This is a genomic window from Gemmatimonadota bacterium, assembly GCA_026706345.1.
In the GTDB taxonomy this organism is placed as follows: Bacteria; JAAXHH01; JAAXHH01; order JAAXHH01; family JAAXHH01; genus JAAXHH01.
On record JAPOYX010000148.1, the window covers coordinates 1 to 26,457 of the forward strand.

27 protein-coding genes and 3 tRNA genes are annotated in these 26,457 nt (G+C 61.0%); 25 read left to right on the forward strand and 5 right to left on the reverse strand.

From position 1 onward, the window contains the following. From OXG98_09710 to OXG98_09815, 22 genes are all read left to right on the forward strand, one after another. Positions 1-413: nicotinamide-nucleotide amidohydrolase family protein (locus tag OXG98_09710; GenBank protein MCY3772282.1), on the forward strand; the 413-nt coding region annotated here is incomplete at its 5' end. Between the two features lie 30 nt (positions 414-443). Beyond that, positions 444-998: an RNA 2',3'-cyclic phosphodiesterase gene (gene thpR / locus OXG98_09715; GenBank protein MCY3772283.1), complete on the forward strand. Its 555-nt coding sequence runs from the start codon at positions 444-446 to the stop codon at positions 996-998. A 2-nt stretch (positions 999-1,000) separates the two neighbouring features. Continuing rightward, complete coding sequence (locus tag OXG98_09720; GenBank protein ID MCY3772284.1) at positions 1,001-1,651, forward strand: regulatory protein RecX; 651 nt, start codon at positions 1,001-1,003, stop codon at positions 1,649-1,651. After that, positions 1,648-4,272, forward strand: coding sequence for an alanine--tRNA ligase (gene alaS, locus OXG98_09725; protein ID MCY3772285.1), 2,625 nt, complete (start codon positions 1,648-1,650; stop codon positions 4,270-4,272). Before OXG98_09720 ends, alaS begins: the two co-directional genes overlap by 4 nt. A gap of 13 nt (positions 4,273-4,285) precedes the next feature. Then, positions 4,286-5,185: a dTDP-4-dehydrorhamnose reductase gene (rfbD, locus tag OXG98_09730; protein ID MCY3772286.1), complete on the forward strand. Its 900-nt coding sequence runs from the start codon at positions 4,286-4,288 to the stop codon at positions 5,183-5,185. Beyond that, positions 5,182-6,156: a GHMP kinase gene (locus OXG98_09735; protein ID MCY3772287.1), complete on the forward strand. Its 975-nt coding sequence runs from the start codon at positions 5,182-5,184 to the stop codon at positions 6,154-6,156. Before rfbD ends, OXG98_09735 begins: the two co-directional genes overlap by 4 nt. 45 nt (positions 6,157-6,201) lie before the next feature. Then, positions 6,202-6,768, forward strand: a complete 567-nt coding sequence (locus OXG98_09740) for an SIS domain-containing protein (GenBank protein ID MCY3772288.1) — start codon at positions 6,202-6,204, stop codon at positions 6,766-6,768. Then, positions 6,765-7,640, forward strand: a complete 876-nt coding sequence (ispE, locus tag OXG98_09745) for a 4-(cytidine 5'-diphospho)-2-C-methyl-D-erythritol kinase (GenBank protein MCY3772289.1) — start codon at positions 6,765-6,767, stop codon at positions 7,638-7,640. Before OXG98_09740 ends, ispE begins: the two co-directional genes overlap by 4 nt. Positions 7,641-7,666: 26 nt before the next feature. Beyond that, positions 7,667-8,620, forward strand: coding sequence for a ribose-phosphate pyrophosphokinase (locus tag OXG98_09750; protein MCY3772290.1), 954 nt, complete (start codon positions 7,667-7,669; stop codon positions 8,618-8,620). A gap of 93 nt (positions 8,621-8,713) precedes the next feature. Continuing rightward, positions 8,714-9,385: a 50S ribosomal protein L25 gene (locus OXG98_09755; protein ID MCY3772291.1), complete on the forward strand. Its 672-nt coding sequence runs from the start codon at positions 8,714-8,716 to the stop codon at positions 9,383-9,385. Between the two features lie 72 nt (positions 9,386-9,457). Next, positions 9,458-10,033, forward strand: a complete 576-nt coding sequence (gene pth, locus OXG98_09760) for an aminoacyl-tRNA hydrolase (protein ID MCY3772292.1) — start codon at positions 9,458-9,460, stop codon at positions 10,031-10,033. Positions 10,034-10,079: 46 nt separating this feature from the next. Then, positions 10,080-10,427 (forward strand): 30S ribosomal protein S6, encoded by a 348-nt coding sequence (gene rpsF, locus OXG98_09765; GenBank protein MCY3772293.1) that lies wholly within the window; start codon positions 10,080-10,082, stop codon positions 10,425-10,427. An 11-nt stretch (positions 10,428-10,438) separates the two neighbouring features. Beyond that, complete coding sequence (rpsR, locus tag OXG98_09770; protein MCY3772294.1) at positions 10,439-10,657, forward strand: 30S ribosomal protein S18; 219 nt, start codon at positions 10,439-10,441, stop codon at positions 10,655-10,657. Between the two features lie 14 nt (positions 10,658-10,671). Further along, the gene (gene rplI / locus OXG98_09775) at positions 10,672-11,115 is read left to right on the forward strand and encodes a 50S ribosomal protein L9 (GenBank protein MCY3772295.1); all 444 of its coding nucleotides are present in this window, start codon (positions 10,672-10,674) and stop codon (positions 11,113-11,115) included. Between the two features lie 93 nt (positions 11,116-11,208). Continuing rightward, positions 11,209-11,499 (forward strand): hypothetical protein, encoded by a 291-nt coding sequence (locus OXG98_09780; GenBank protein MCY3772296.1) that lies wholly within the window; start codon positions 11,209-11,211, stop codon positions 11,497-11,499. 15 nt (positions 11,500-11,514) lie between these two features. Continuing rightward, a tRNA-Val gene (locus tag OXG98_09785) sits at positions 11,515-11,589 on the forward strand. Positions 11,590-11,600: 11 nt separating this feature from the next. Then, positions 11,601-11,675 (forward strand) — tRNA-Asp (locus tag OXG98_09790). A 59-nt stretch (positions 11,676-11,734) separates the two neighbouring features. Then, positions 11,735-11,818: transfer RNA gene (locus OXG98_09795), tRNA-Leu, on the forward strand. A gap of 31 nt (positions 11,819-11,849) precedes the next feature. Further along, positions 11,850-12,965: a M20 family metallopeptidase gene (locus OXG98_09800; protein MCY3772297.1), complete on the forward strand. Its 1,116-nt coding sequence runs from the start codon at positions 11,850-11,852 to the stop codon at positions 12,963-12,965. Between the two features lie 15 nt (positions 12,966-12,980). Continuing rightward, positions 12,981-14,054 (forward strand): redox-regulated ATPase YchF, encoded by a 1,074-nt coding sequence (gene ychF, locus OXG98_09805; protein ID MCY3772298.1) that lies wholly within the window; start codon positions 12,981-12,983, stop codon positions 14,052-14,054. A 172-nt stretch (positions 14,055-14,226) separates the two neighbouring features. Further along, complete coding sequence (locus OXG98_09810) at positions 14,227-14,421, forward strand: hypothetical protein (protein ID MCY3772299.1); 195 nt, start codon at positions 14,227-14,229, stop codon at positions 14,419-14,421. 27 nt (positions 14,422-14,448) lie between these two features. Beyond that, positions 14,449-14,805 carry a hypothetical protein gene (locus OXG98_09815; GenBank protein MCY3772300.1) on the forward strand — a complete coding sequence of 119 codons (357 nt, stop codon included), beginning with the start codon at positions 14,449-14,451 and terminating at the stop codon, positions 14,803-14,805. Between the two features lie 162 nt (positions 14,806-14,967). On the opposite strand, the gene OXG98_09820 is transcribed toward OXG98_09815, so the two are convergent. Both OXG98_09820 and aceE read right to left on the reverse strand, forming a co-directional pair. Beyond that, positions 14,968-16,365 carry a 2-oxo acid dehydrogenase subunit E2 gene (locus OXG98_09820; protein ID MCY3772301.1) on the reverse strand — a complete coding sequence of 466 codons (1,398 nt, stop codon included), beginning with the start codon at positions 16,363-16,365 and terminating at the stop codon, positions 14,968-14,970. Positions 16,366-16,518: 153 nt separating this feature from the next. Further along, positions 16,519-19,191, reverse strand: a complete 2,673-nt coding sequence (gene aceE, locus OXG98_09825) for a pyruvate dehydrogenase (acetyl-transferring), homodimeric type (protein MCY3772302.1) — start codon at positions 19,189-19,191, stop codon at positions 16,519-16,521. 293 nt (positions 19,192-19,484) lie between these two features. Between aceE and OXG98_09830 the strand changes: the two genes are divergently transcribed. Beyond that, positions 19,485-20,393 carry a dihydrodipicolinate synthase family protein gene (locus tag OXG98_09830; GenBank protein ID MCY3772303.1) on the forward strand — a complete coding sequence of 303 codons (909 nt, stop codon included), beginning with the start codon at positions 19,485-19,487 and terminating at the stop codon, positions 20,391-20,393. 32 nt (positions 20,394-20,425) lie between these two features. On the opposite strand, the gene OXG98_09835 is transcribed toward OXG98_09830, so the two are convergent. The 3 genes from OXG98_09835 to OXG98_09845 all read right to left on the reverse strand — a co-directional run bounded on the left by OXG98_09835 (position 20,426) and on the right by OXG98_09845 (position 23,521). Next, positions 20,426-22,414 (reverse strand): hypothetical protein, encoded by a 1,989-nt coding sequence (locus OXG98_09835; protein MCY3772304.1) that lies wholly within the window; start codon positions 22,412-22,414, stop codon positions 20,426-20,428. A 152-nt stretch (positions 22,415-22,566) separates the two neighbouring features. Beyond that, positions 22,567-23,097, reverse strand: a complete 531-nt coding sequence (locus OXG98_09840) for an ImmA/IrrE family metallo-endopeptidase (GenBank protein MCY3772305.1) — start codon at positions 23,095-23,097, stop codon at positions 22,567-22,569. Positions 23,098-23,125: 28 nt separating this feature from the next. After that, the gene (locus OXG98_09845; GenBank protein MCY3772306.1) at positions 23,126-23,521 is read right to left on the reverse strand and encodes a helix-turn-helix transcriptional regulator; all 396 of its coding nucleotides are present in this window, start codon (positions 23,519-23,521) and stop codon (positions 23,126-23,128) included. A 159-nt stretch (positions 23,522-23,680) separates the two neighbouring features. Between OXG98_09845 and OXG98_09850 the strand changes: the two genes are divergently transcribed. Together OXG98_09850 and OXG98_09855 are read left to right on the forward strand one after the other, a co-directional pair. After that, a complete protein-coding gene (locus OXG98_09850; GenBank protein MCY3772307.1) occupies positions 23,681-24,619 on the forward strand; it encodes a CBASS cGAMP-activated phospholipase in 939 nt (312 codons plus the stop codon). Further along, a complete protein-coding gene (locus tag OXG98_09855; protein ID MCY3772308.1) occupies positions 24,616-25,575 on the forward strand; it encodes a hypothetical protein in 960 nt (319 codons plus the stop codon). The genes OXG98_09850 and OXG98_09855 overlap by 4 nt, the downstream gene beginning before the upstream one ends. Positions 25,576-26,457 lie beyond the last annotated feature (882 nt).

Here is a 26,457-nt window from a genome sequence, read left to right on the forward strand (position 1 = left end):
CCGGCGGCCTCGTGGCCTCCCGCATGACCGATGTGCCGGGCAGTTCCGACTACTTGTTGGAAGGGGTCGTATCTTATAGCAATGCCGCGAAAATGGCGCGCTTGGAGGTTCCGGCGGGGACGATCGAACGTCACGGCGCGGTCAGCGCGGAAACGGCTGCCGCCATGGCCCGGGGCGTGCGGCGAACCAGCGGAGCCACCTACGGCCTGTCCACGACCGGCGTCGCGGGGCCCGGCGGCGGAACCCCGGAAAAACCCGTCGGCCTGGTCTACCTGGGGCTGGCCGCCGAGGATGGCGTCGAGACGCGGAAGCTCATGCTGGGTCCGGACCGGCACGTCAACAAGACGCGGTCCGCCCTGGCCGCCCTGAACCTGCTTCGGCTGGCGCTCGCCCGCGCCGCCGGGGGGAACTGAAGACCCGTTGGCACCGTAGAAAGGCTATCGATGCGCACGTTCATTGCCGTGGAAGTACCGGATACCATAAAAGACCAGATCGCGGAACTGGAAAATCGACTAAAGGGTACAGGGACCGATATCAAGTGGGTCGAACCGGGTAACATCCACATCACGCTGAAGTTCCTCGGCAATATCGAGACGGACCAGCCGACGGCGATCCGCGGCGGCCTGAGCGAGGCGCTTGATTCGACGGGGCCCTTCGACTTGAAACTGGGGCGCGTCGGCGCTTTCCCGGATCTGAACCGGCCGCGCGTCTTCTGGGTGTCGGTCGAAGAAGGCCGGGATGAACTGATCCTGATGCAGCAGCGCATCGAAACGGAACTGCACGCACGCGGCTTCGTTCGCGAGGAAAGGCCCTTTTCGCCTCACCTGACCATCGGCAGGGTGCGATCGCCGCGGGGCCTGGCCAAGCTCACGGAACTGGTACAGACCGCGGCATTCGAGACCGATTCGTTTACGGTGAATCGCGTGGCGCTGGTGAAGAGTGACCTGAAGCCCGAGGGACCGGTCTACACGGTCGTCGATCACGTCGAACTGGTATGACGATGCCGATCATAACGGACATCAGCGCCCGGGGAAGCGAAGGGCGCCGGGAACGCAAGGTCACGATCGACGGCGAACGCACCCTGATGATCACGGAAGAGACCTTCCTCCGGTTCGGATTGATCGACGGGCAGGCTTTGGACCCGGAAAGGTTGCGGGAAATGGAACTGGCCGACGGCGTTTCCCGGGCCATGACGGAAGCCCATCGGCTCGTCGACCATCGCATGCGCACCCGCCGTGAACTGGCGGTGAGGCTCAGGGCCCGGGGCCGGCCGGAAGACGTCATCACGGCGGTGCTGGACCGCCTCGAGAATGTGGGATTGATTGACGACGGCCGCTTCGCCCGGCTGTGGATCGACGAACGGCTTCGTAAGAGGCCGGTCGGATTGTCCCTGCTACGGCGGGAGTTGAGGCAGAAGGGGATCGACGCCGAAGTCATCGAGTCCGCCCTCGAGGAAAGTGCATCCGGCGAAGGGGAAGCAGGGCGGGCCTACGAGGCGCTTCGCCGACAGACCTATCGATACGCCCGCCTCGACCGCGACGCGGCACATCGCCGCATGGTCGCCTTCCTGGGCCGGCGGGGGTTCGGACAGGATGTCGTTTACAAAGTCGTCCATCGCGTGCTGGACGAAATGGAGGAGTCCGGAAGTTGACCGGAGCCGAACTGCGCAGATCGTTTACGGGCTTTTTCGCCGACCGTGACCACACCGTCGTGCCGAGCGCCAGCGTCGTGCCCTGGGACGATCCCACCCTGCTTTTCACGAACGCGGGGATGAACCAGTTCAAGGACATTTTCCTGGGACGGAGCACCCGCGACTTCGTGCGCGCGGTGGATTACCAGAAGTGCATCCGGGCCGGCGGAAAGCACAACGACCTGGAGGACGTGGGCAGATCGCCCATTCACCAGACTTTCTTCGAAATGCTGGGGAACTGGTCCTTCGGCGACTACTACAAGGAAGACGCCATAACCTGGGCCTGGGAGCTGCTGACCGAAGAATGGAGCCTTACCGCGGACCGGCTCTGGGCAACCGTATTCCGGGAGGACGACGAAGCCGAACTGCTCTGGCAGCGGCACACCGGCGTGCCCGCCGACCGCATACTCCGTTTCGACGAAAAGGACAACTTCTGGGAAATGGGGGAGACCGGTCCCTGCGGCCCCAACTCGGAAATCCACTACGACCTGGGGCCGGGAAGGTGCGATTGGGAATGCGATCCGGACCATGTCTGCGGGGTCAACGGAGACTGCACCCGGTACGTGGAGATCTGGAATCTGGTGTTCATCCAGTACGACCGGGGAACCGACGGTGCGTTGACGCCCCTGCCGTCTCGCCACGTGGACACGGGCATGGGCTTCGAGCGCATGCTCAGCATACTGCAGGGCGTGGATTCGAACTACGAGACCGACGTGTTCCAGCCGCTGATGAATCACATCGGCGAACTGTCGGAACAGCCTTACGCGGAGGGAGATACGGCCGTGGCCTACCGCGTGCTCGCCGATCACGTCCGGGCCCTTGCTTTCGCCATTGCCGACGGCGCCCTGCCCTCCAATGAAGGGCGCGGCTACGTCCTGCGCCGGATCCTGCGCCGCGCGGCGCGGTATGGCCGTACGCTCGGCCTGTCCGATCCCTTCCTCTACCAGCTCGTGCCGACGCTCACCGAAGAGATGGGCGAGGCCTACCCGGAACTCCGCACCGCGCAGGAAAAGGTGGAGAAGGTGGTCAGGTCCGAGGAGGAGGCCTTCGGCCGCACGCTCGACCACGGGCTTGAACTCTTCGCGGGCATGGTGGACCAGGCTGAGACGGAGGGACGGCGGGAGATCCGGGGCGAAGAGGCCTTCAAATTGTACGATACCTACGGCTTTCCCCTGGACCTGACGCAACTTATGGCTGAAGAGAAGGGCATGGCCGTGGCCCTGGCCGGGTTCGAGGCGGAAATGGCGGAGCAGCGGGAGAGGTCGAGGGTTTCAATAAGAGCTGTAGCCGGCAAACCGCGGGCCAGGATTAATCTCAGCGCTGGTACAAAGTTCCTCGGCTACGATACACTAACAGTGGATCGCACATCCATCGTTTCTTTTGCAGACGGGACTGTCGAACTTTCGAAAACGCCATTCTACGGCGAAGCGGGTGGACAGATTGGCGATACCGGCTGGCTGGAACTGGAGTCGGGAGACCGGATCGCCGTGCTAAATACCACCAGGGAAGGAAACAGCATCATCCACCACTGCGATCCAGACCGCGGTTCCGACCTGGCAGGAGGCATGACTGTTACCGCGCATGTCGACGCAGCGCGCAGGCAGTCCATCATGCGGAACCACACGGCGACCCACCTCCTGCACGCCGTGTTGCGGGAGACCCTGGGCGCACACGTGGAACAGCGGGGCTCCGTCGTAGGCCCCGACCGCCTGCGATTCGACTTCTCCCATTTCAGCGCCGTCACGCCCGACGAACTGAACGCCATCGAACGCAAGGTCAACGAACTCATCTGGGAGAATATCGGCGTCGAACCGTTCGAAACCGACCTGGAAGACGCCAGGAGCCAGGGCGCCATGGCGCTGTTTACGGAGAAATACGAGGACAGGGTGCGCGTGGTTCGCATCGGCGACGTGAGCCTGGAGCTGTGCGGCGGCACCCACCTCGGCGCCACCGGAGAGATCGGGTTGTTCCGGCTGGTCCGGGAGTCGGGCATCGCGACCGGCGTGCGGCGGGTGGAGGCCCTGACCGGCGCCGGCGCCTACGAAGCCGTCAAGCGAGACGAAGTACTCGTAGCGCGGACCGCGGAAGCCCTCAAGAGCGAGCCGGAGGACCTGTTGAAAAGGGCCGGCGACCTGACCGCGCGGATTCGCGACTTGGAACGGCACATCCGCGATCTGAGTACGGATTCCGCGCGGAATTGGATCGACGACCTGGTAAACGGGGCCGTGGATGCAGGCGGCGTCTCCGTGGCGGCGGGCCGCGTGGACAGTCCGGACATGGACACGCTGCGCGCCATGGGAGACACCTTGCGCGAACGCCTTTCCGGGGCCGCGGTGGGCGTACTCTTCGCCAGCTTCGATGACCGGCCCGTCTGCATTGTCGTGGTCACAGACGAAGCGATCTCGGGCAACAACCTCCACGCGGGCAAGCTTGCGCGGGACGTGGCCGCGGTCATTGGCGGCGGCGGAGGCGGGAAGGCCCACATGGCGCAGGCGGGTGGGAAGGACGCGTCCCGGATCGACGAGGCCGTGGCGCAGGCGCCCGGGATCATCGGGAAGCACCTGCAGGACGCCGGGCAATGATCGGCAAGGATTCATGCGCATTCTCATAACCGGGGTCCGCGGACAACTGGGTACGGATTTGCAACGTTCCCTTCCAGGACATGAACTCGTTCCCTGTACCCGCGACGAACTCGACGTCACCGAAAAACACCGGGTATACGGCCTGTTGAAGGACTGCCGACCCGACGCGGTGATCAATACCGCCGCGTACCACAGGGTTGACGAGTGCGAGTCCCATCCCGACGAGACCTTTGCCGTCAATGCCATCGGACCCTGGCACCTGGCCATGGCCTGCCGCATGTACGATGCGAAACTGGTGCATATCAGCACGAATTTCGTCTTCGACGGCAAGGCGGTTCGGCCGTACACGGAAGATGACCTGCCCCTGCCCTTGAACGTTTACGGCACGGCCAAACTGTCCGGCGAACACCTGGTGCGGTCGACTTGGGACCGCCATTTCATCATCCGGACCACGGGGCTGTTCGGCCGTTCCGGCGGGGGTGGAAAAGGGTACAATTTCGTCGAGGCCATGATCCGGGCGGGCATGGAACGGCGGGAGGTGGCCGTGGTAAGCGACCAGGTGATGGCGCCCACGGCGACGGCGGACCTGGCCCGGGTCCTGGCGGAACTCGTTACAACCGATGCCTACGGCACGTACCATGTAACCAGCAGCGGCGCGTGCTCCTACTTCGAGTTTGCCCGGACCATCTACCGGAAGACGGGGATCGACGCGGCGGTGAAACCCACGTCCACCGAGGCGTACGGCGCACCGGCTTCCCGGCCCCTGTACACGGTGCTCGACAACGGCCGGATCCGGTCCCTGGGCATCGCGGAGATGCCCGCCTGGGAGGACGCCCTGGACGGCTACCTGGCGCAACGGGCCGGCGGCGGTCCGGCAAGCGGCGCCGGCGGAACGGCTGGCATGAACCCATGATCATAACCCAGACTCCTTTGCGTATCAGTTTTGCCGGCGGGCTCACGGATTTCGCCGATTTCTACGACCGGGAAGACGGCCTGGTCGTCAGCGCGGCCATCGACAAGTACATCTTCGTCATCATAAACGAACGATTCGACGACCGGATCTACATCAACTATTCGAAGCGGGAGGCCGTCGATCATCCCGACGAGATCGAACACGATCTGATCCGGGAGGCCCTGCGGCTCACCGGCGTGACCAGGGGCGTGGAGATCACCACGCTGACGGACATCCCCTCCGAGGGATCGGGCCTGGGGTCCTCGAGCAGCATTACGGTGGGCCTGCTGAACGCCCTGCATACCTACTGCGGCAATCCGCAGCCCCCGGAGAAACTGGCGCGGGACGCCTGCGAGATCGAGATTGACCGATGCGGCCGGCCCATCGGGAGACAGGACCAGTACATCGCGGCATACGGCGGCCTGCGCGGGTTCACTTTCAGACCCGGCGGCGTGGAGGTGGAACGCCTCGGTCTCGCGGACGGCCACACGGAACGGCTGAGTGACAGCCTGATGCTGTTCTACACCAACAAGACGCGCAAGGCGGAAACGGTACTGCGCGAGCAGAAGGCGAACATGACCACCAAGTTCGCGCTGCTGAAAGAGATCAAGTCCGTGGCGCAAAGCGCGCGGGAAGCCCTCACCGCCGGCCGTATCGACCGCATGGGCGAGCTGCTGGACCAGGGGTGGACTTGGAAGAACCGGATGTCGGGACTCGTGAGCAACGCCGAGATCGACGCCATGTACCGGAAGGCCAGGGACGCCGGCGCCGCGGGCGGCAAGGTATGCGGCGCGGGCGGCGGCGGCTTCCTGCTCCTGTTCTGCCCTCCGCCGTCCCGGTCCCGGGTCCGCGAAGCGCTTTCCGATTACAGGGAACTGCCATTCAACCTGGAGCGGGACGGCACCAGGGTAATCTTCAACATGCGGAGGTAGGCATCGAATGATCCGCGAATACCTCGACTGGACGCGGGAGGTCTGATGATCCGCGAATACCTCGACTGGACGCGGGAGGTCTGCGGTCTTATCGAACCCCGCGAAGTGCAGGAACTCATCGACCTCCTGATGGACGCGCGGAAGAACGGGCGGGGGATCTTCGTCTTCGGAAACGGCGGCAGCGCGGCGACGGCCTCCCACTTCGCCGTAGACCTGGGCAAGGGCACGCTGCGCGGCACGAAGGACCAGCCCCGGTTCCGGGTCAACAGCCTGACGGACAACCTGCCCTACGTCACGGCGTGGGCCAACGACTTCGACTTCGACCTGGTCTTCGAGCAGCAACTGCGCAATCTCGGCGCACCCGGCGACGTGGTCATCGGCATCAGCGCGTCGGGAAACAGCCCCAACGTGGTTCAAGCCTTCAAATACGCCCGTTCGGCCGGGATGGTCACGGCCGCGATGACGGGATTCTCCGGCGGGAAGCTCAAGGACATGGCCGATCATTCGGTCCACGTCCCCGTGGACGACTACGGCATGGCGGAAAACATGCACATGATCATCGTCCACATCATCATCACGCAGACCACGGCCCGCGTAGCGAACGGCGAATGATCCTTCGTTCCTTTGCCAAGATCAACCTGAGTATCCACCTGCTCGGCAAGCGGCCCGACGGCTACCACGAGATCGTCACGCTGATGGAGACCGTGGACCTGGCCGATGACGTGGAGGTAACCGGGCAGGAAACCGGGACAGCCATCACGTGCTCCGACCCGGCCGTGCCGACGGACGGACGCAACCTGGCGCACAGGGCGGCCGATCTCGTGCGGGACCGGTACGGACTCGGTGACCGGGGGGTGCGCATTCACATCGAGAAGCGCATCCCGGTGGCGGCCGGTCTCGCCGGCGGAAGCGGCAATGCGGCCATGACGCTGCACGGGCTCAACGCGCTCTGGTCGCTGGATTTGCGGGAAGAAGAGTTGATGGACCTCGCCGCGGAGCTGGGATCCGATGTGCCGTTCTGTCTCTACGGCGGCATGGCGGTGGCGTCCGGGCGGGGGGAAAAGGTCGACTGGTTGGATGCGGCCGGATCGCGCCACTACGTACTGGTCTGCCCGCCCCTCGAGGTCACCGCCGGATGGGCCTATGGCCGTTCGAAATTGGAATTGACAAAAGACGGGTCCTGTATTAATTTAGTTTCTTCTGTCGTGCGGGCCGGGGATGTGGACAGACTGGCGCCCTGCCTGCATAACGACCTGGAACCGGCGGTCCGGGCGGCCTTCCCCGAAATCAACGGGGCAAGGGGCCTGCTGGCGGATGCCGGACTGAAGGGAATCTTGATGTCCGGCAGCGGCCCGGCGGTCTTCGGACTGACCCCCGGCCGGGCAGTGGCGGAACGGATAGCGGACGATCTGCGGGAACGGGTCGAACCGTCCTGGCGGGTCTTCGCGGTCTCCTCGAAATCCCGGCGGGAAGCCGGGGTCTGATCGAGCGGCAGGAGGGAGGACGGCGCATGGCGGTCGGTTTGAAGATTCTGAGTGGAAATTCAAACGCACCGCTTGCACAAGACATCTGCGAATATCTCGGCGTATCCCTGGGCAAGGCCGCCGTTTCGCGTTTCAGCGACGAAGAGATCCGGATACACATCAACGAGGACATCCGCGGGACCGACGTGTTCGTGGTCCAGTCGACCAATTCGCCGGCGGAGAACCTCCTCGAGTTGCTGTTGCTCCTGGACGCGGCAAAACGGGCTTCGGCGCGCAGGGCCACCGCGGTGATCCCTTATTACGGCTATGCCCGCCAGGACCGCAAGGCGGGCCCCCGGGTGCCCATTTCAGCCAAGGTCGTCGCGAACCTGATCGCCGCGGCCGGGGCGGACCGCGTACTGACGATGGACCTGCACGCGCCCCAGATCCAGGGATTCTTCGACATCCCCCTGGACCATCTGTATTCCGCGCCCGTGTTCACGCGCCGGCTCAGGGAACTCGGGACGTCGGAAGATCTGGTGATCGCTTCCCCGGACGCGGGGGGCATGGCCATGGCCCGGTCCTACGGCCGGCGGCTGAACTGCCCGCTGGCCCTGGTGGACAAGCGGCGGCCGAGGCCCAACGTGTCCGAGGTCGTCAACGTGATCGGCGAGGTGGAAGGCAAGAACGTGATCATCCGCGACGACATGATCGACACCGGGGGGAGCCTGACCGGAGCGGCGGAGGCCTTGAAAAAGAACGGCGCCGAGACGATTTACGCGGCGTGCACCCACGCGTTGCTTTCCGGGGACGCCGTGCAGAAGGTGGAGGATTCCGTGCTGGACTGCCTGATCGTCTCGGACACGATACGCCTGAGCGAGGACAGGCAGAGCGACAAACTGGAACAGCTTTCTGTCGCCTCCCTGTTCGGCGAGGCGATCAAGCGTATACACGAAGAGAAATCCGTCAGTTCGCTCTTCGAATCGTCGGATCAGACCTGAAACGGATCATCGGGCATTATTCCAACACGCGGGAACGGAACGAAACCGGCGCCGGACAGCCACTGAACACCGGGAATCGCACAGGAGAAGGTAATGAATCAAGTATCATTAAAGGCCCGTCAACGGACGGATACCGGAAAGCAGGTCGCCAAGACGCTTCGGCGCGACGGCAGTCTGCCCGCCGTGGTCTACGGCAGCGGAGAAGCTTCGACGCCGCTGGTCCTCGACTACCGCGAGTTCGAGGGATTCCTGAGGAAAACCAGGGGTGAAAGCGTCGTCATCAACCTGGAAATCGAGGGCATGGAGGACAAGAAGGCCCTCTTGCGGGATATACAGCGGGACTACCTCAGAAACCAGTTGCTGCACGCCGATTTCCAGCAGATCAGGATGAGCGACCGGATCACCACGGAGGTTTCGCTCGTGATGATCGGCGAACCGGTCGGCGTGACGCGGGACGGCGGGGTACTGGATCAGTCCCTGCGGGTGATCGAAATCAGTTGCGTCGCTTCCGAGATTCCCGAACACCTGGAAGTGGACATCGCCAACCTGAGCATGGGCGAAACGATCCACGTCAGCGATCTTTCCTTCGAAAATGTCGAAATCGAGACCGATGGAGAGGTCGCCGTGGTGTCCGTGCTCACGCCGATGGCCGAGGAGCCGGAGGAAGAGGAAGTCGACTTGGAGCAGGAGGAGCCGGAAATCATCGGCCAGGCCCGGGAAGACGGCGAGGAAGAGGACGGGAGCGAAGACGGGGCCGAAGACTAAGGCAGCCTGGATATGTGTCTGCATGCCGATGCCGGTCCCTTGCCGCCTGAAGAGCGGCCTGAAGGTTCATCCATGCATGCCTTCATCGGGCTCGGCAACCCGGGCGTGCGGTACGCGGGCACACGCCACAACACCGGTTTCGACGTGATCGACACCTGGCTGCGGCGTCTCGACCTCGAGCTTGCCCCGGCAGGCGAAGGGTTCCACGGCGCCGTCGCAACGGTCTCCGGCCTGCCCGTGGCACTGGTAAAGCCGGTGACCTTCATGAACCGCAGCGGTTACGCGGTCCGGGAGGCGGTGGGACATTACGAACTCGACGTCGATCGCGTCGTGGTCGTCTGCGATGACGTCAACCTGCCCTTCGGTACGCTGCGTCTCAGGGCGAAGGGCAGTCATGGCGGCCACCGGGGACTGGAATCCATCATCGACGCGCTGGGAACGGAGGGATTCGCCCGTCAGCGCATCGGAGTCGACCTCCCCCGGGACGCGGATACGCTCGTCGATTACGTGCTGGAGGAGTTCACCGAAGAAGAGACAACGGATCTGCCTATCGTCCTCGACCGGGCCTGCGACCAGCTGGAGTTGTTCGTAAGCGACGGCTGCGATGAGGCCGCGAGCAGGTATAACGGTCCGTCGTTCACGGAATGAAGGCAGTCCGGCCGAAAGTATCCGTATACAACCAGGAGGAATGCACGTGCGGTCCTATGAAACAGTAGTGATTCTCAATTCCAAGCTCGAAGAAGCGCCGCTCGAAGAGGAGATCTCCGCTATCGAGGGGCTCATTACGTCGAACCAGGGGGAGGTCGTCGACACGGAACGCTGGGGAAGCCGTAAACTCAGCTACGAGATCAACGATGCCCACCAGGGATTCTACACGTTGATCCGTTTCGACGGCGAACCGGACCTGGTCGACGTGCTGGACCGGTCGTTCAAGTTGAACGAACGCGTACTCCGCCACATGACGAAACGGGTCAAGAAGCATCCGGCCCACGTATACGAAAAGGCGGAACAGGCCGAAAAGGACACAGGAGCGGAAGCATGAATCAATCGAGAATGACCAGGGGGAGAAAGCAGAAGCGCATACCGGGCCGTATCAAGAACATCGACTACAAGGACCCGAAGCAGCTCCGGCGTTTCGTCACCGAACGGGGCAAGATCGTGCCCAGCCGCATCTCCGGGGCCAGCGCGTTATGCCAGCGGCGCCTGGCAAAGGCCGTCAAGCGGGCCCGCCATGTCGGCCTGCTGCCCTTCATCGAAGAAACCTACAAGTAGCCGAGGAGTCGGACGTGAAGCTCATATTGACCGAATCTGTGCAGAACCTCGGAAACATCGGTGAAATCGTCGACGTTTCCAACGGGTACGGCAGAAACTACCTGATGCTGACGAAAAAGGCCGTTCCGGCGACGCCCGGAAACCTGAAAATGCTTCAGGGCAAATTGAAGCAGCAACTGGCTCTGGAAGCCAAGACGATGGAACAGGCGTCCGAGCTCGCCAAGCTGCTTGAGGAAGTCTCCCTGACCGCCGTCGTGCAGGTCGGGGAAGAAGACCGCATGTTCGGCTCCGTCACCCAGCAGCATATCGCCGACCTGCTGAAGGAAAAAGGCTACGACATCGACCGGCGCAAGATCCACCTCGACGAGCCCATCAAGGCGCTGGGCATATACACCGTTCCCATTGCGCTGCATGCCCGGGTCGAGGCCGCCGTGAAGCTCTGGGTGGTCAAGGAATAGGGACGGACAGCACCCTGGATAGGCCTTGACGCGAAAGGCTTGACGCCAGCCGCCGGAATTCGTATATTGGACGCCCGTGGAGGTGGATGACGAATGGCGAAAAGAACGCAGTCGGAGCCCGGTTCATCCCGGTCGTCAGGACGGCGTCGCGCTACGGGAACCCAGACCCATGTTCCGCCGTTCAGGGGTTCCCATTATCGCCTCCTCGGTTTGGCACTCGGCGCAATCCTGCTGGGTTTTATCGCGCTGGCGTACGAATCGATCACACTGGCGCCGTTGTTGATGGTTTCCGGTTACTGTGTGGGCATACCCCTGGTGCTGACCTGGAGAGGCAGGACCGCAAGAACGGGTTCGGCCAACAGCCGGGAATCACGTCAACTGTAGTGTGGACATACGTACGGGCGATTAGCTCAGTTGGTTCAGAGCGCATGCCTTACAAGCATGAGGTCACTGGTTCGAATCCAGTATCGCCCATGCAGTATATCGGGGGCGTAGTTCAATCTGGTTAGAGCACTGCCCTGTCACGGCAGAAGTTGCGGGTTCGAGTCCCGTCGTCCCCGTTCTAAATTGACCGATAGCCCGCCTGACGCGCATGGTTCCGGCGGGCTATCTTGATTGTGCCGGAGTGGTGGAATTGGTAGACGCGAGGGACTCAAAATCCCTTGACCGCAAGGTCGTGTCGGTTCGAGTCCGACCTCCGGCATCCTCCCAAAAAAAGAAAGCAGGTTGAAACGATGTTCGATCCCGTCCAGGTAACCAGGGAACTGATCGCATTCAATTCGATCAGCGCCAACAGCAACGCCGCCGTTTCCGATTACCTTCAGGACCAACTCGACCGGTCGGGTTTCGAGGTCGAGCGCATCACGTACCAGGACGACAACGGCGTGGAGAAGGTCAACCTCGTCGGCCGCAAGGGCGAGGGGAAGGGCGGACTCGCGCTGCTGGGGCATTCGGATACCGTCCCGGTGGACGGTTGGGAAACGGACCCTTTTGCGGCGGAGATCCGGGATAACCGGATTTATGGCCGCGGAAGCTGCGACATGAAGGGCGCCCTGTCCACCATGCTGGCGGCGGGGGCGGCCTTTGATGCGTCGGAACTCTCCGCCCCGATCTATCTCGTGTTCACCGCCGACGAGGAAGTCGGGTGCTGGGGCGCGGCCGAAGTCAGCGAACGATCCGAACTCCTGGCCGGCAGCGGGCTGCGCTACGGGATCATCTGTGAGCCGACACGCATGGAGGTCGTACGGGCACACAAGGGCGCGGTTTTCATGCGGGCCAAGACGAAGGGCCGGGCGGCCCACAGCAGCACCGGCAGAGGCGTCAACGCCCATCATGCCATGATCCCCTTTCTCGTGGAGATGAAGGCCATCCATGACGAACTTCGATCGGATCCCAGGCATCTGAACGACGAGTTCGATCCGCCTTTCTCCGACTGGAACATCGGGGTCAACGACGGCGGCGTCGCCCTGAACATGACGGCGCCCAGCAGCGTATGCACGGTCTACTACCGGCCGATGCCCGGGCAGGACCAGGAAGCCCTCCTGGACCGCACTCGAAAAGCGGCCGAACGGAACGGCGTGGAATTGACGATCCAGAAGATCGGGGACCCCTTCAGCACGCCAGCGGACTCGGAGCTGGTCCGGACCGCGCTGCGGATCACCGGAACGGACAAGGCCCACACGGTTCCATACGGTACCGACGGACTGGTCTTCGGCAGGAAGATGGAACTGATCCTGCTCGGTCCCGGGGACATCCGCCAGGCCCACACGGTGGACGAATGGATGGACCTGGACCAGTTCGACCTGGCGATCGACGCGTACAAGGCGATGATCCGCGCGTTTTGTGTGTGATGGGAGGACACCAATTTGCAGATCGGCCTCGTCGGGCTGCCCGGTTCCGGGAAGACCACGTTGTTCAACGCGCTGGTCAGGGCCAATGCGGAGACCGGCGGTTACGCGGGGCAGAACACGGCAAACCGGGGGACGATCCGGGTCCCAGACCCGCGTTTGGAACGCCTCTCTAACCTGTTCAATCCACGCAAGACCACTTTCGCCACCGTTGAATACCTCGATATAGGCGGCATTACGGCCGGATCGGGACGGCAGGAGGAACAGCAAGGCGCCGGAGGACTCGCCGACCTGCGGACCATGGACGTGCTCGTGCACGTTCTGCGCTGTTTTCCGGACCTGGCCGGTACCTCCGGTACACCGGGCAAGGATTTCGAGACGGTGGAACTGGAGCTCGCCATCGCCGATCTCGAGGTCATCGAACGCCGGCTGACCCGCCTTTCCAAGGAGGCCCGGTCCACGAAGCAACCCGACCTGGTGCGGGAATGGGAACTGCTCGAACAGTGCAGGGAGGAGATCGAGGGCGGCGGGGTCATCCGGAATCTCGAGTTTTCGCCTGAGGACGAGAAGAGATTGCGCGGCTACCGGTTCCTCTCGCAGAAGCCGGTGCTTCTCGTGCTGAATATCCCCGAGGAAGAAATCGGCTCGGAAGCGGGCAGACTGGAAGAGTTGGGGAAATTCGCAGAAGAGCTGGATACGCTGGCGCTTTGTGCGAAGGTCGAAATGGAAATCGCCCAGCTCGACGATGAGGACGCCCGCGGCTTCCTGGACGAACTGGACATCGAGGAATCGGCCCTGAGCCGCATGATCGCCGCCTCGTACCGGTTGCTTAACCTGATCTCCTTCTTTACCGTGGGCCAAAACGAGGTGAAGGCCTGGACCGTCACACGGGGCGTTACGGCGCCCGTGGCGGCCGGGACGGTGCACTCCGACATGGAACGGGGATTCATCCGGGCCGAGACGCTGGACTGGCAGGCGATGCTCGATCTCGGCGGATGGCAGGCCGCGAAAGAGCAAGGCGCGTTGCGCGTGGAAGGCAAGCAATACGTCGTCATGGACGGAGACGTGATCAACGTGCGCTTCAGCGTCTGACCGCGCCATCCTGGTCTGACAGCGCGGACCTAAGCGCCGTCCAAGTTTTTCAAAGCTGTCCGAAAGGTTTACGATTTCACTTGTCAATCCGTACGCAAGGTCGATATCATAGATAACCCGACCGGCCCGGGACGACCGGGGCTTTAGTCCACCACCTGAAAATGGATCGAAGATGATGAAAACCCACAACCGCCTCATGACCGCGCTGATCCTGACCGGAGCCCTGTCGTGGGCTTCGCAGGCCGGCGCTCAGCTCAGCACCAACGCCGGCTTCAATCCGGAACCGCTCAGCCTCGTGGATTTCAAGAAGGCGTTCAACGGCGATACGGGAAAGGTCCGCCTCGTCGTGATGTTCTCTCCTACCTGAGGCCACTGCATAAGCGGCGCCGGGGCGGTGCAGCAAGAGATACTGAAGAAGTTTCCCTCCGATGACCTCCGGGTCTACGTGGTCTGGCAGCGGATACTCAGGAACGATGCGGTCAATGCGGCTCAGGCCGCGGCGGAGCAGGTGTTCAGCGACAAGCGGGTAAGCCAGATGTGGGACCCCGCGAACGCGCTGGGGTTCTGGTACAAGCAGTCGGGGGACCTGGAACACAAGGACCCCATGGTCTGGGACGCCTATTTCCTCTACGGCGCGGATGCCGAGTGGAAGGACGCGCCTACCGGGCTGATCGACGCCGGTTACACGGTGTGGAATATGAAAGACAGGCTCCTGAAGTCGGTGGCATCGACGATGGAGACCGTAGACTGATCTCCCGGTAGCGGGAATCAGGGTACAACTACAGCACGAAGGAAGATCAATTTGACGGGGCGGTTCGTCGGCATGGACCGCCCCTCTTTTTTATCAGGATGCGGTCCGCCAGCTGCTAGAACCGGCAGGTCCGAAAGCTGCGGTCCGGTCCAGAAGGCCCGATCATCCCTCCAGGCTGAGGAGGAAGGGTTCCTCGAAGGCCTGTACCAGCCACTGCATGAAGCGGGCGCCGTCTGCGCCGTCAATGAGCCGGTGATCGTAGGAGATCATCAGCGGCAACATGAGACGCGGCTGGAACGTCCCGTCTACGTAAACCTGTTCCATGCGGCTGCGGGCGAGGCCCAGGATGGCCACGTCCGGCGCGTTCACGATCGGCGCGAAGAAGGTTCCGCCGAACCCGCCCAGGTTCGAGATCGTGAAGGTACCCCCCTGCATATCGTCCGGTGAGAGCTTCCTGTCCCGCGCCTTTGCGGCGACCTCGGACAGTTCTATCGAAAGCTCGATCATGTTCTTCCGGTCCACGTCCCGGATGACCGGCACGACCAGGCCGCGGTCCGTATCCACCGCCACGCCCACGTGGTAGTACTTCTTGTGGATGATCTCGTGCCGGGCCATGTCGACGCTGGCGTTGAACAGGGGAAAACGCTTGAGCGCAGCGGCCACGATCTTCAGGGCGATGGCCGTCATGGTCAGCTTGCCGCCGGCGGCTTCGGCCGCGGGACCGAACTGCTTGCGCAGGGCCTCCATGTCGGTGACGTCGGCCTTGTCGCCGTAAGTGACGTGGGGGATGTTCGTCCAGGCGGCGGACAGGTGCTCCGCGGCGGCCCGGCGCAGGCTACTCATCGGCTCGGTTTCCACCGGGCCCCATTTTGAGAAGTCCGGCAGCGAAGCCGGAGCGGATGGCCTGGGACCGGCAGCGGCGCCCTGGCCGGCGCTCAACTGCCTGGAATGGGCCTTGACATCTTCGACGGAAATCCGTCCTCCGAGACCTCTTCCGGGCACCTGGGCGATATCGAGCCCGATCTCCCGGGCGAAGCGGCGTACGGAAGGCGCGGCAGGCACGGGCGCCCCTGAAGTGGCCGCTGGAACGACCGGGGCAGTCGGCGGAGGCGGCGCAGCGGTTTCCTCCGCGGGACCAGTGGCCGCGGCAGGTGGCGCGCTCGTCGCAGGCGGCGCCTGTGGGGCTGAATCCGTGGCCCCGCCAGCGTCCGCCTCGGCGGCAGGCTTCTCGTCCTTCGACTCCGAAACTTCGGCAGGCGCCTCGGTCTCCGCCTCTCCGTCCGCTTCGGCAGGGGTCTCGCCGGCTTCCGCGCCCTCCCCCACCCCTTCTTCATACATCAGGACAGGAGCGCCTACCTCGGCCGTCGCACCGTTCTCCACGAGGATTTCCGTCACCACCCCGCTGAATCCCGACGGCACCTCGAGGTTGGCCTTGTCGGTCTCGATCTCCAGGACGGGCTGGTTTTCTTCGACTTGATCCCCGACGGCCACCAGGATACCCACCACGGTGCCCGCGTCGACGTTCTCACCCAGCGCCGGAAGATTGAAAGGCGTCGCCATAGGTCTTGCGTCTCCCTGTCATTAGCATGAGCGGATTCGGCTTGTCGGCGTCGATTTCCAGTTCGTCCATCGCCTGCTTCAGCGTGTCACAGCATGAGCGGATTCGGCTTGTCGGCGTCGATTTCCAGTTCGTCCATCGCCTGCTTCAGCGTGTCACAGCATGAGCGGATTCGGCTTGTCGGCGTCGATTTCCAGTTCGTCCATCGCCTGCTTCAGCCTTGCGGCGGGTAGTTTGCCGTCCCGCATCAGGCCGTAGAGCGCGGACAGCGCGATGTAACGGGCATCCACTTCGAAGAAATCCCGCAGAGCGGCACGGCCGTCGCTGCGTCCGAATCCATCGGCGCCCAGGGTGATCAAATGACCCGGGAACCAGGCGGATACCGTGTCCGGCAGCGCTTTCACGTAGTCGCAGGCCGCCACGTAAGGACCCGGAATATCGGCCACGCACGAAGTCACATAAGGTACGCGGGGCGTTTCTTCGGGATGCAGTATGTTCCACCGCTCCACGTCCACCGCCTCGTTGTGCAGCGCCTTGTAGCTGGTGATGCTCCAGACGTCCGCGGTGACACCGTACTGTTCTTCCAGGATCCGGCCGGCTTTGAGCACCTCGTTCAGGATGGCGCCGCTGCCGAAGAGCTGGACCCGGAGCTCGCCGTTTTTCTTCTCCGATTCGCGGAACCGGTACATCCCCTTGAGGATGCCCTCCCGGGTTGCCTCTGGATCGCCGGGCATGGGGGGCATGGCGTAGTTCTCGTTGTGCACGGTCAGGTAGTAGAACACGTCTTCCTGTTCTTCGTACATGCGCCGGATGCCTTCTTCGATGATCACCGCCAGTTCGTATCCGTAGGCGGGGTCGTAGGCCAGCAGGTTCGGCACCGGGTAGGCCAGCAGGTGGCTGTTGCCGTCCTGGTGCTGGAGTCCTTCGCCCGCCAGCGTGGTGCGTCCCGACGTGGCGCCGACGAGGAAGCCCTTGCAGCGCATGTCGCCCGCGGACCAGACCAGGTCGCCGACGCGCTGCAGGCCGAACATGGAGTAGTAGATGAAGAAGGGGATGGTGTTGATGTCGTAGGTGGCGTAGGCCGTGCCGGCGGCGATAAAGGACGACATGGCGCCCGCTTCCGAAATGCCTTCTTCCAGCAACTGGCCGTCTTTCGACTCGCGGTAGTACAGGAGCGTTTCGCTGTCCACCGGGTCGTAGAGCTGCCCCACCGGGGAATAGATGCCGGACTGCCGGAACAGGGCCTCCATGCCGAAGGTCCGGGCCTCGTCGGGCACGATGGGAACGACGAGGTTGCCGATCTCCTTGTCCCGCATCAGGTCCGACAGGATGTTGACGAAGGCCATGGTCGTCGACACCTGCCTGTCCGTCCCTTCGTAGTACTTGCTGTACTTGTCCTGCTTCGGCGCGTGCAGCGGCGTGAAGGTCGTCCGCCGGGAGGGCACGTAGCCTCCCAATGCCCTGCGCCGCTCGTGGAGGTACTGGATCTCCTCGCTGTCCTCGGGCGGCTTGTAGAAGGGTACTTCGGCCACGTCTTCATCGGAAATCGGGATCCGGAAGCGGTCCCGGAAGGCCAGCAGGTCGCTGTCCTCCATCTTCTTGATCTGGTGGGTGCTGTTGGCGCCCTGCCCGCTGTCGCCCAGTCCGTAACCCTTGATCGTCTTCATCAGGATGACCGTCGGCGAACCCTCGTTCTCCACGGCCGCCTTGTAGGCATGGTAGACCTTGAGCGGATCGTGTCCGCCCCGCCGCAGGTGCTGCAGCTGGGAATCGGACAGGTGTTCCACCATCTTCTTCAGATCGGGATGTACGCCGAAGAACCTGTCCCGGATGTATTCGCCAGTTGCCATGCTGTACTTCTGGTACTGGCCGTCCACCGTCTCGTGCATGCGGTTCACGAGGAGTCCGTCGCCGTCCTTCTCCAGCAGGGGGTCCCAGTCACTGCCCCAGATGCACTTGATCACGTTCCATCCCGCGCCCCGGAAGATGGCTTCCAGTTCCTGGATGATCTTGTGGTTGCCCCGGACCGGGCCGTCGAGGCGCTGCAGGTTGCAGTTGACCACGAAGATGAGGTTGTCGAGCATCTCCACGACCGGCACCGTGATGGCACCGAGGGACTCGGGTTCGTCCATCTCTCCGTCGCCCATCATGACCCATACCTTGGAATCGCTCGGTTTCTTGATCCCCCGGTTCTCCAGGTATTTCATGAAACGAGCCTGGTAGATGCCGGTGATGGCGCCGAGCCCCATCGATACCGTGGGGAATTCCCAGAAATCCGGCATGAGCCAGGGGTGGGGATAGGACGGGAGCCCGGGCGGATTCACCTCGTGGCGGAAGTTCTTCAGCTGCTCTTCGGAGATGCGGCCTTCCAGGTAGGCCCGCGCGTAGATGCCGGGCGCGGCGTGTCCCTGGACGAAGAGGAGGTCGCCCTCGTGGCTTCCGTTGCGGTTGCGGAAGAAGTGGTTGAAGCCCACCTCGTAGAGCGTCGCGGACGACGCGTAGGTGGATATGTGCCCGCCTATGGAGGCGTCGGCCCGGTTGGCGCGGACCACCATGGCGAGCGCATTCCAGCGCACGATGTTCTTGATGCGTCGTTCCAGGTCCCGGTCGCCGGGATAGGGTTCCTGCAGTTCTACGGGTATGGTGTTGACGTAGGGCGTGTTGGCGGAGAAGGGCAGGCGTACGCCGGACTCGGCGGCGCGGGACTCCAGCGCCGCGAGAATGCGGCGGGTCCGCTCGGGGTCGCCCTGCGAGATGACGTACTCAATCGATTCGAGCCATTCGTGAAGTTCCAGCGATGCTACATCGGGTTCCACGTCCGTTGTCATCAAGCTTCCCCGGGGTGTGCTGCGCGTCGGCATTCAGCCCTTGATCCATTCGAAAACATCGACACAAAATAGGGACGTGGCACCCCTTCTGTCAATCATTATATTGATTTGCGAACGCGTCCCGGGCACCTTCAGGAAACGCGTCCGGGACACCCCTGGAGGGGCGCTCGGGACACCCCAGGAGCGACGCCCGGTGACGCCCCTGGAGGGGTCGCCCGGACCCCCTGGAGCAGTGCCCGGGTAGTGATGCGCGACACACGGCGGAAACCGTATCTTCGATCAAGGAGGTTGGCATGAAAAGCGACGGCCGGCATGGCTGGCACGGCATATTCACCATACCCCAGACGCCTTTTACCGACGACGGCGCGCTGGACGAGGAGGGGCTGCGCAGACAGATCGATTTCTGCGTGGACGTGGGCTCCCACGGCATCGTCTATCCCGTCATGGTCAGCGAGTTCTGGCTGCTCTCGGACGACGAGCGAAAACGGGTTGTGGCCGTGGCCGTGGAGCAGGCCGACGGTCGCATTCCGATGATTGCGGGGGTGGCGGGGGTGAGTACCGAGGTCGCCGTGATGTTCAGCCGCCATGCGCGCGAGGCCGGCGCCGACGGAGCGATCGCCCTGCCGCCCTACGTGCTCAAGCCCGGCCTGGGCGGCCTGGTGGACTACTACCGGCGGGTCGCCGAGGCCGTGGGGAACCCCGTGTTCATCCAGAACTTCGATCCACCCCTCGGATCCAGCCTCTCACCGGGGTTCATCCGGGAGTTGCTGCTGGACATTCCGCACGTGAAGTACATCAAGGAGGAGATGATGCCCTGCGGCCATTCGGTGACGGCCCTGATGGATACCTGCGGCGACGAGCTGCACGGCGTGTTCACCGGCTTCGGGGGGCGCTGGTTCATCGACGAACTGAACCGGGGCGTGAGCGGAACCATGCCCGCTGCCGAGTTCACCGACGTGCTGGTCCGTCTCTACGAACGCTACCGGTCGGGTGACGTGGAAGGCGCGCGGGAGATCCACAACCGGCTGCTGCCCCTCATCAACATCGAAAGCCTCCACGGCGTGATCTTCTGCAAGGAGATCCTGAAGCGGCGCGGCCTGATCGGGTCGACGTACACGCGGGCGCCGGGGAAGCTGGACCGGCACGACCTCGCCGAGATCGACCGCCTCATCCGCGACGTGGAAGAGTTGTATATACGGTGAATTGTATATACGGTGAACGGTATCCCGTCGGTCTACGTCCATTCATGAAGGGAATGCCCCTGCCCCGGGAACCAGATCCAGTCCACGAGGAACCCGAGAAAAACCCCCGTACTGTATCCCACGAGCACGCCCCAGGCAAAGGGCTGGGCCCGGCGGTACACGGTCACCCCGCCGATCCGCATCAACAGCATCTTGATCAGCCAGGCCAGGAACAGCGAGAACATGAGCAGACGGGTCACGTCGGCGAAGGCCACGGTGAACCCCACCGGCGCCAGGGGCCAGCCGGGAAACCGGTAGGACAGGGCCGTCATGACGAGCATGGCGACGCCGCCCAGGGCCATGAAGAGGAACTCGGGCGGCTGCAGCTGGTCAGCATTCCGTATCCACCGTACGATGTCGTCGTAGTACGACTCGTTGATTTTGCCGCCGAAGGCGTCGCGTTCGCCGAAGTTGTACGCGCCAACGGTCGTATTCCCGATGTAGATCGTGTACAGGACGGACGTCAGCATGCTGATCACGAAGGTAACGGTCATGAGGGCGAGGATCCCCCGCTTGTCCTGCTGCAGGTCGGACATCACTTTGTCCGACTGGGCGATGGTGCCGATGCCGATGCCCCGCCAGTTCCGGGCGTAGGCGGACCCCAGGCCGAGGGTGGTCAGGCTCTGGGGGTCGATGTTCCCCGATCCCATGGTCAGGATGGTGAAGTGGTGGGCATTGACCGGCAGGTCTAGGAAGGCCAGGCCCGTCTGGGCGATGATCCGCGCGGTACCCAGGTACAGGACGAAGAGGAAGAACAGATATACGGGCACCACTTGCCACGAAAGGCCCGAACCCACAAGCCAGGCCACCAGGTACACCACGCTGCCCGCCAGTCCGAGCACGGCCACGCGGTAGGACATGAGCTCCGTGGGCGGCTGCCCGCCGCCGCGCACGGCTCGCCGGAAGACATCGGCGATCTGCTCGCGGGCCGTCCACAGGTGCCAGATGACGAATACGATGAACCCGCCGAAGAACTGGGCTTTCACCACGGCGTTCACGCCCACCGGGCTGCCGGAATACTGGAGTCCGACGCGATCGAGCAGGCCGCCTTCCAATACGCCGCAAAGGGCGAAGAACCACAGGCTGAAGGTGATCTCCAGCGGTGCCAGGAAGGCGAAGCAAAGGGCATAGATATTCACACTGATCCTGATGGCAGTGAAGCCCTCCAGGAAGTTAAGGTTGGTGTGGTAGAGCGCCCCGATGGGTATGGGCGAAATGGCGCCCCAGAACGCGGCGATGTTCCAGATCATCAGGGCCAGCGTGACGCCGAAGCCCACCTGGAACATGCGGTCGTAGACAAAGCCGGGAAAGGTTCGTTCCGTCCGTTCGTCGTGGCGGATCAGGTCGACGGCCATCCGGACGAGCGGAAAGGTCAGTCTTTCGTGGGCAACCCAAGTCCTCCGCATGATAGTGGACATGCAGGCGCCCATGAAGAAGAGCATCACGAAGAAGGTCAGCCACCAGAAGAGGGGCGGGAGCCAGGGTCCCCAGATGACGTCGCCGGCCCCTTCAGGAATCCCTTCGTAGAACCACACCAGCGTGTTGCCCTGGCCGCTCACCAGCAGCCAGTCGGGCAGGTACTGGAAAAAGGTGGTGGCCCACTGGTTCTCCGGCCGGGCGAAGTAGTGTGGTGTCGCGATGACCCCCATGAGGTAGGCGACCATGACCTTGCCGGGCACGAGGGAGGAAACGAACATCATCACGAAGACCAGAGCCAGTTCATTTCCGTTCAGCACCCAGGACGGCCTCCAGGTTCGCAGGGCCGGGTTGACGATGAAGAGCAGGAAGAAGAAGGGAATCAGGACCGAGATCGGCAGGTGGCCCACCGTCATGCGGGAGGACTGCAGGATGAAGGAGCCGAAGGGCACCCAGATGTTGATCAGGACGGCGAGCGCCAGGCCCAGGATGACGGCGCGGCGGGATATGCCGGTTGATCGCAGGATGCCGGGCCGTGGTATACCAATTCGTGGTTTGGTTGCCATAGTCTGGTACGCCGAGGCGATAACGATTCCTTGAAAGTCGGGTCTTCATTCAGGAATCAGACTGAAACAAAGATCATCCCAAGCACAAAGTCTGTAATCGTAACATCAGGTGGGAGGGAAGAGCAAATAACGAGGCAGTTCGCTACGGGGGTTCACTGTTTGAAGTTGGACTTCTTACCTTTTGAGAACTGCCGTTCCACCCCTGTCATCCGCATTCGGTAATCCAGCATTTGACGGCTTACTCCATAGTCTGTGCATGCCAATTCCTTAGAATAGCGTCTCTTCCGTATTGATACCAAGGCATCCCTAGGCAGCAACAAAGCACCGGCCAGCCAATTAGCTTCGTCTTCAGCTTCCTTGTTATACCCGCGCAAGGCCAAGTCTTCCTGACCAGCAAAAAACAGGGTGCTTGATTCATGGCCCAGTAGCAGATGTGCCAGTTCGTGCATCACGTCGCTCGAATAACGCCCTCCATGATGGTTTGGATTAACTATGATGGCATCCTTGCCAGCCGACGATACGGTTATTGCGGACCATGACTCTGGATCATGATGCAATAACTGTCTGGTGTCATCAGGTGAAAGACCGAGTTCCGTTACCTGTAAAACACGCACCTCCAAAAAGGATGCGAGTTCTTCAGCTGGCAGAGGTGCACTGGAAGCAATGCCCAGTTCAATACGCAAGGAACGAGACATTTCCTCACATCGTGCCTTAAAACCCCTCTCCATCCGATTCCCTCACCTCTTCTGGGGCGTCATGCAAGATCATCTGTGCCTTCAATATTGCATTTGCCAAGGCCTTCGCAGTCTGTGGATCAATCTCCCGGTGGGCTTTCAGGTGGGCAACCGCTACATGGGTAGGCCCTGATTCTAACTGTTTGGGTCTTACATCCAGCAGATTGGCCGGATCTAGACCGAGCCATCGACACAACTTACCGAACGTTTGCAGATCGGGCATTTTACCTGACTCGATGCGAGAAAGCGTTGGCGCACTGGTTCCGATCTCGCTCGCCACGGTTCGAAGCCCTCGAGAACCTCGCTTTTCACGGACTATGGTTCCCAAGTTCTTTAGCGTTACCTTTGCCAAAACAGCCTCCTGTTTCATCATTGAAACATTATCTTGACAATGTAACAGAGGATGTATTATATAGTCTATAGGTTGTCATAGTCGACCTGTCAGGTTTGGGAACAGTCAAATGATAATAAATCTCAATCCCGGGGTCAATTGCGGTTTCTCAAAAGTCAATCATGTTGTTTGGTGACAAAGATGGATAATCCAACAAGCAAAGCCGACGTCTTCAGTATTCTGAGTGTTGATGGAGGCGGGACCAGGGGAGTGTACGCCGCTCAAATACTCGCCAGAGTTGAAGATTCTCTTGAGTCAGAGATCAGAGATTGCTTCGACCTGCTCGCTGGTACAAGCACAGGATCCATCATCACAGGGGCTGCAGCCGCCGGAATACCGATGAAGCAGGTGGTTAGTTTATTTGAGGAGGAATCTCCATTAATCTTTGGGAAAGCAAAGTTTCCTTCTCGCGTGTCATTTTATTGGCGTAGCAGGTATTCAAGTGAATCCCTCGAAAAATCGCTGGCGAAACACATTCCGGATATTGTCCTCCGAGATGTAAATACTCCTTTGATAATTACCAGTGCTGATATTGCCACTGGTGGGGTACACGTGTTTAAGTCCAGGTATTTGATGGACCTCGGTGAGCCATACGAGAGGGACGGGAACGTGCCGCTCAGGGATGCGATTCTTGCCTCCTGCGCTGCACCAACGTATTTCGACCCCAGATTGATGGGTCCGTATATCCTGGCGGACGGCGGACTTTGGGCCAACAATCCGTCGATTATCGCTTTGTCTGAGGCCCTGTCTAAGTTCAACAAGGGGGTGGAAAATGTATATACGCTTTCTTTAGGAACCGGCTACACAGCAGAAATCTATGCCAGTCAGAAATCTTGGGGACTTCTAACTGGTTGGGGAGCTTCCAAGTTAGTGTCCTACATTCTGTCGCTACAGTCCCAGGCTTCCACCAATATAGCGAAACTGATCTTGAATGAAAGGTACTTGCGGCTAGACACGGAAATCGACACTTGGGAGTTGGACGACACCGTACATCTTGCAAACTTGAAGGCCCTTGCCGATAGGGATTTCACATACCAATCTAAAGCGATTTTGAAACACATAAGGAGAGGCATAAAATGAAACTGGTAGATGAATTCAACGAGTTCCTTTCCAACCACGTGAACATCAATCAGTCTCGGTTGGACGACTTGAATGACCACGTGTCGGCAGTGACAACGCATTTGAGCCGGCACCTAGATCTCTTCGAGAAGGTCGAAAGCCAAGGTTCCTACGCTTTGAGAACTATAATCAAGCCGATAGGAATTAGGGAATACGACGCAGATATCCTGCTCTTTATGAAGTACCAGCCGGACATGAAGCCGCCCGACTACATTGACGGTGTTTACAAATGTCTCCAGCAGCATGGGTTGTACAGAGACATGGTGAAAAGAAAAACTCGGTGTGTAATGGTCGACTATGCCGGGGACTTCCACTTAGACATAGTTCCGTGCATCGAATACAACGGCCAACGCTATATATGCAACAACAAAACCAACCAGTTCGAAGTTACGGACGGAACCGGCTATCGGGACTGGTTCAACGAGAAGACTCAAATCACTAATGGCCATCTCAAGAGGGTCACCAGGTTACTGAAATATATGAGGGACCACAAAGGCAACTTCACGGCCCCGTCGATCCTACTTACTACACTCATCGGGATATCCGTACAGGACAACGAGGGCAGCGACAGTTTCAAGACCGTCCCAGACACTTTGATGATAGTCTGCAACCGCATAAGTGCTTTCTTGCAGGCCAACCCTTCCATGCCGGAGATTCGCAACCCGGTACTGCCCCATGAGACCTTCACACGTCACTGGAACCAGAGCAAGTACCAGAACTTCAGGGAAAAGTTCATGATTTACACCCTACAGGTAAACGACGCATTCGAAGAGAAGGATTTGTGGAAAAGCATAAAAAAGTGGCAAAAGCTGTTTGGTGAAGAATTCGGTAAGTCCAAGACTCCTAACACAATCGTTTCCTCCAAACCTGCAATGACTGCAGCAGTCGTAACACCGAGGAAGCCATATTCGAGATGATCCTACGAGACACCGATATAAAATGGATGGCGTCTAACTTCCCCGAACTTTCTTACCTGCCCGCAGACCGGTGTATAGTCGGCAGTCTTCACTTTTGCGCTGCATTTGACAGGGAGACCGGCGAGTTGAAGTTGGGGGATACCGAGGATCATCGGGCAATCAGCACGTTCCTTTGCGACAAGTTCGAGGTCCGTTACAACCTGGATTGTGCCCAACGAAATGGATGGCCTAAGGTCTATGAGATCGGTGGACGGCGAGTCGATATTGCGGAGCAGAACCATTGCAATTTGATCGACCTGCATTTCTTTGCAGATGGAGCTTGCTGCCTGAGCCTCAGATTTTCGGGTGAGAGGAATCTGACCCTGAAACGGTTTACAAACGAACTGGTGGTACCTTTCTTCTACCGATTGGCTTACACTGATCGTTATGGATTGACCGCAGCAAGAAACAACTTATGGGGAGAGTACTCCCATGGAGACGCAGGTATTCGTGAGTACGTAGAAGAACTACGAAGTATAGCAAGCAAAGAACCTCATAGGAACGACCCCTGCCCATGCGGGAGTGGATCAAAATACAAACAATGTCATCTTGACGAGGTGGAGGAACTAAAAAGGAACTATACGGATAACTAACAACCCCTAATGACACAATACGGGCTTAGTAGTTTTGGATCCTCCACACCGCGATGGCCCGCTGTGTCTGTTTATTTCGCGCTGAATGTGCGCGAACTCGCGAGCAAGTATCCATCCACATCTCGCTCCCACTTCAATCCTCCAGTTTGTCCTCTAACTCCCTGAGCTTAGTGTTCTGAAAGGTGATCCATCACGGCGACCAGGGATCGCAGTGAACCTAGATGGCATTTAGCAAGCGATGCAATCTGGC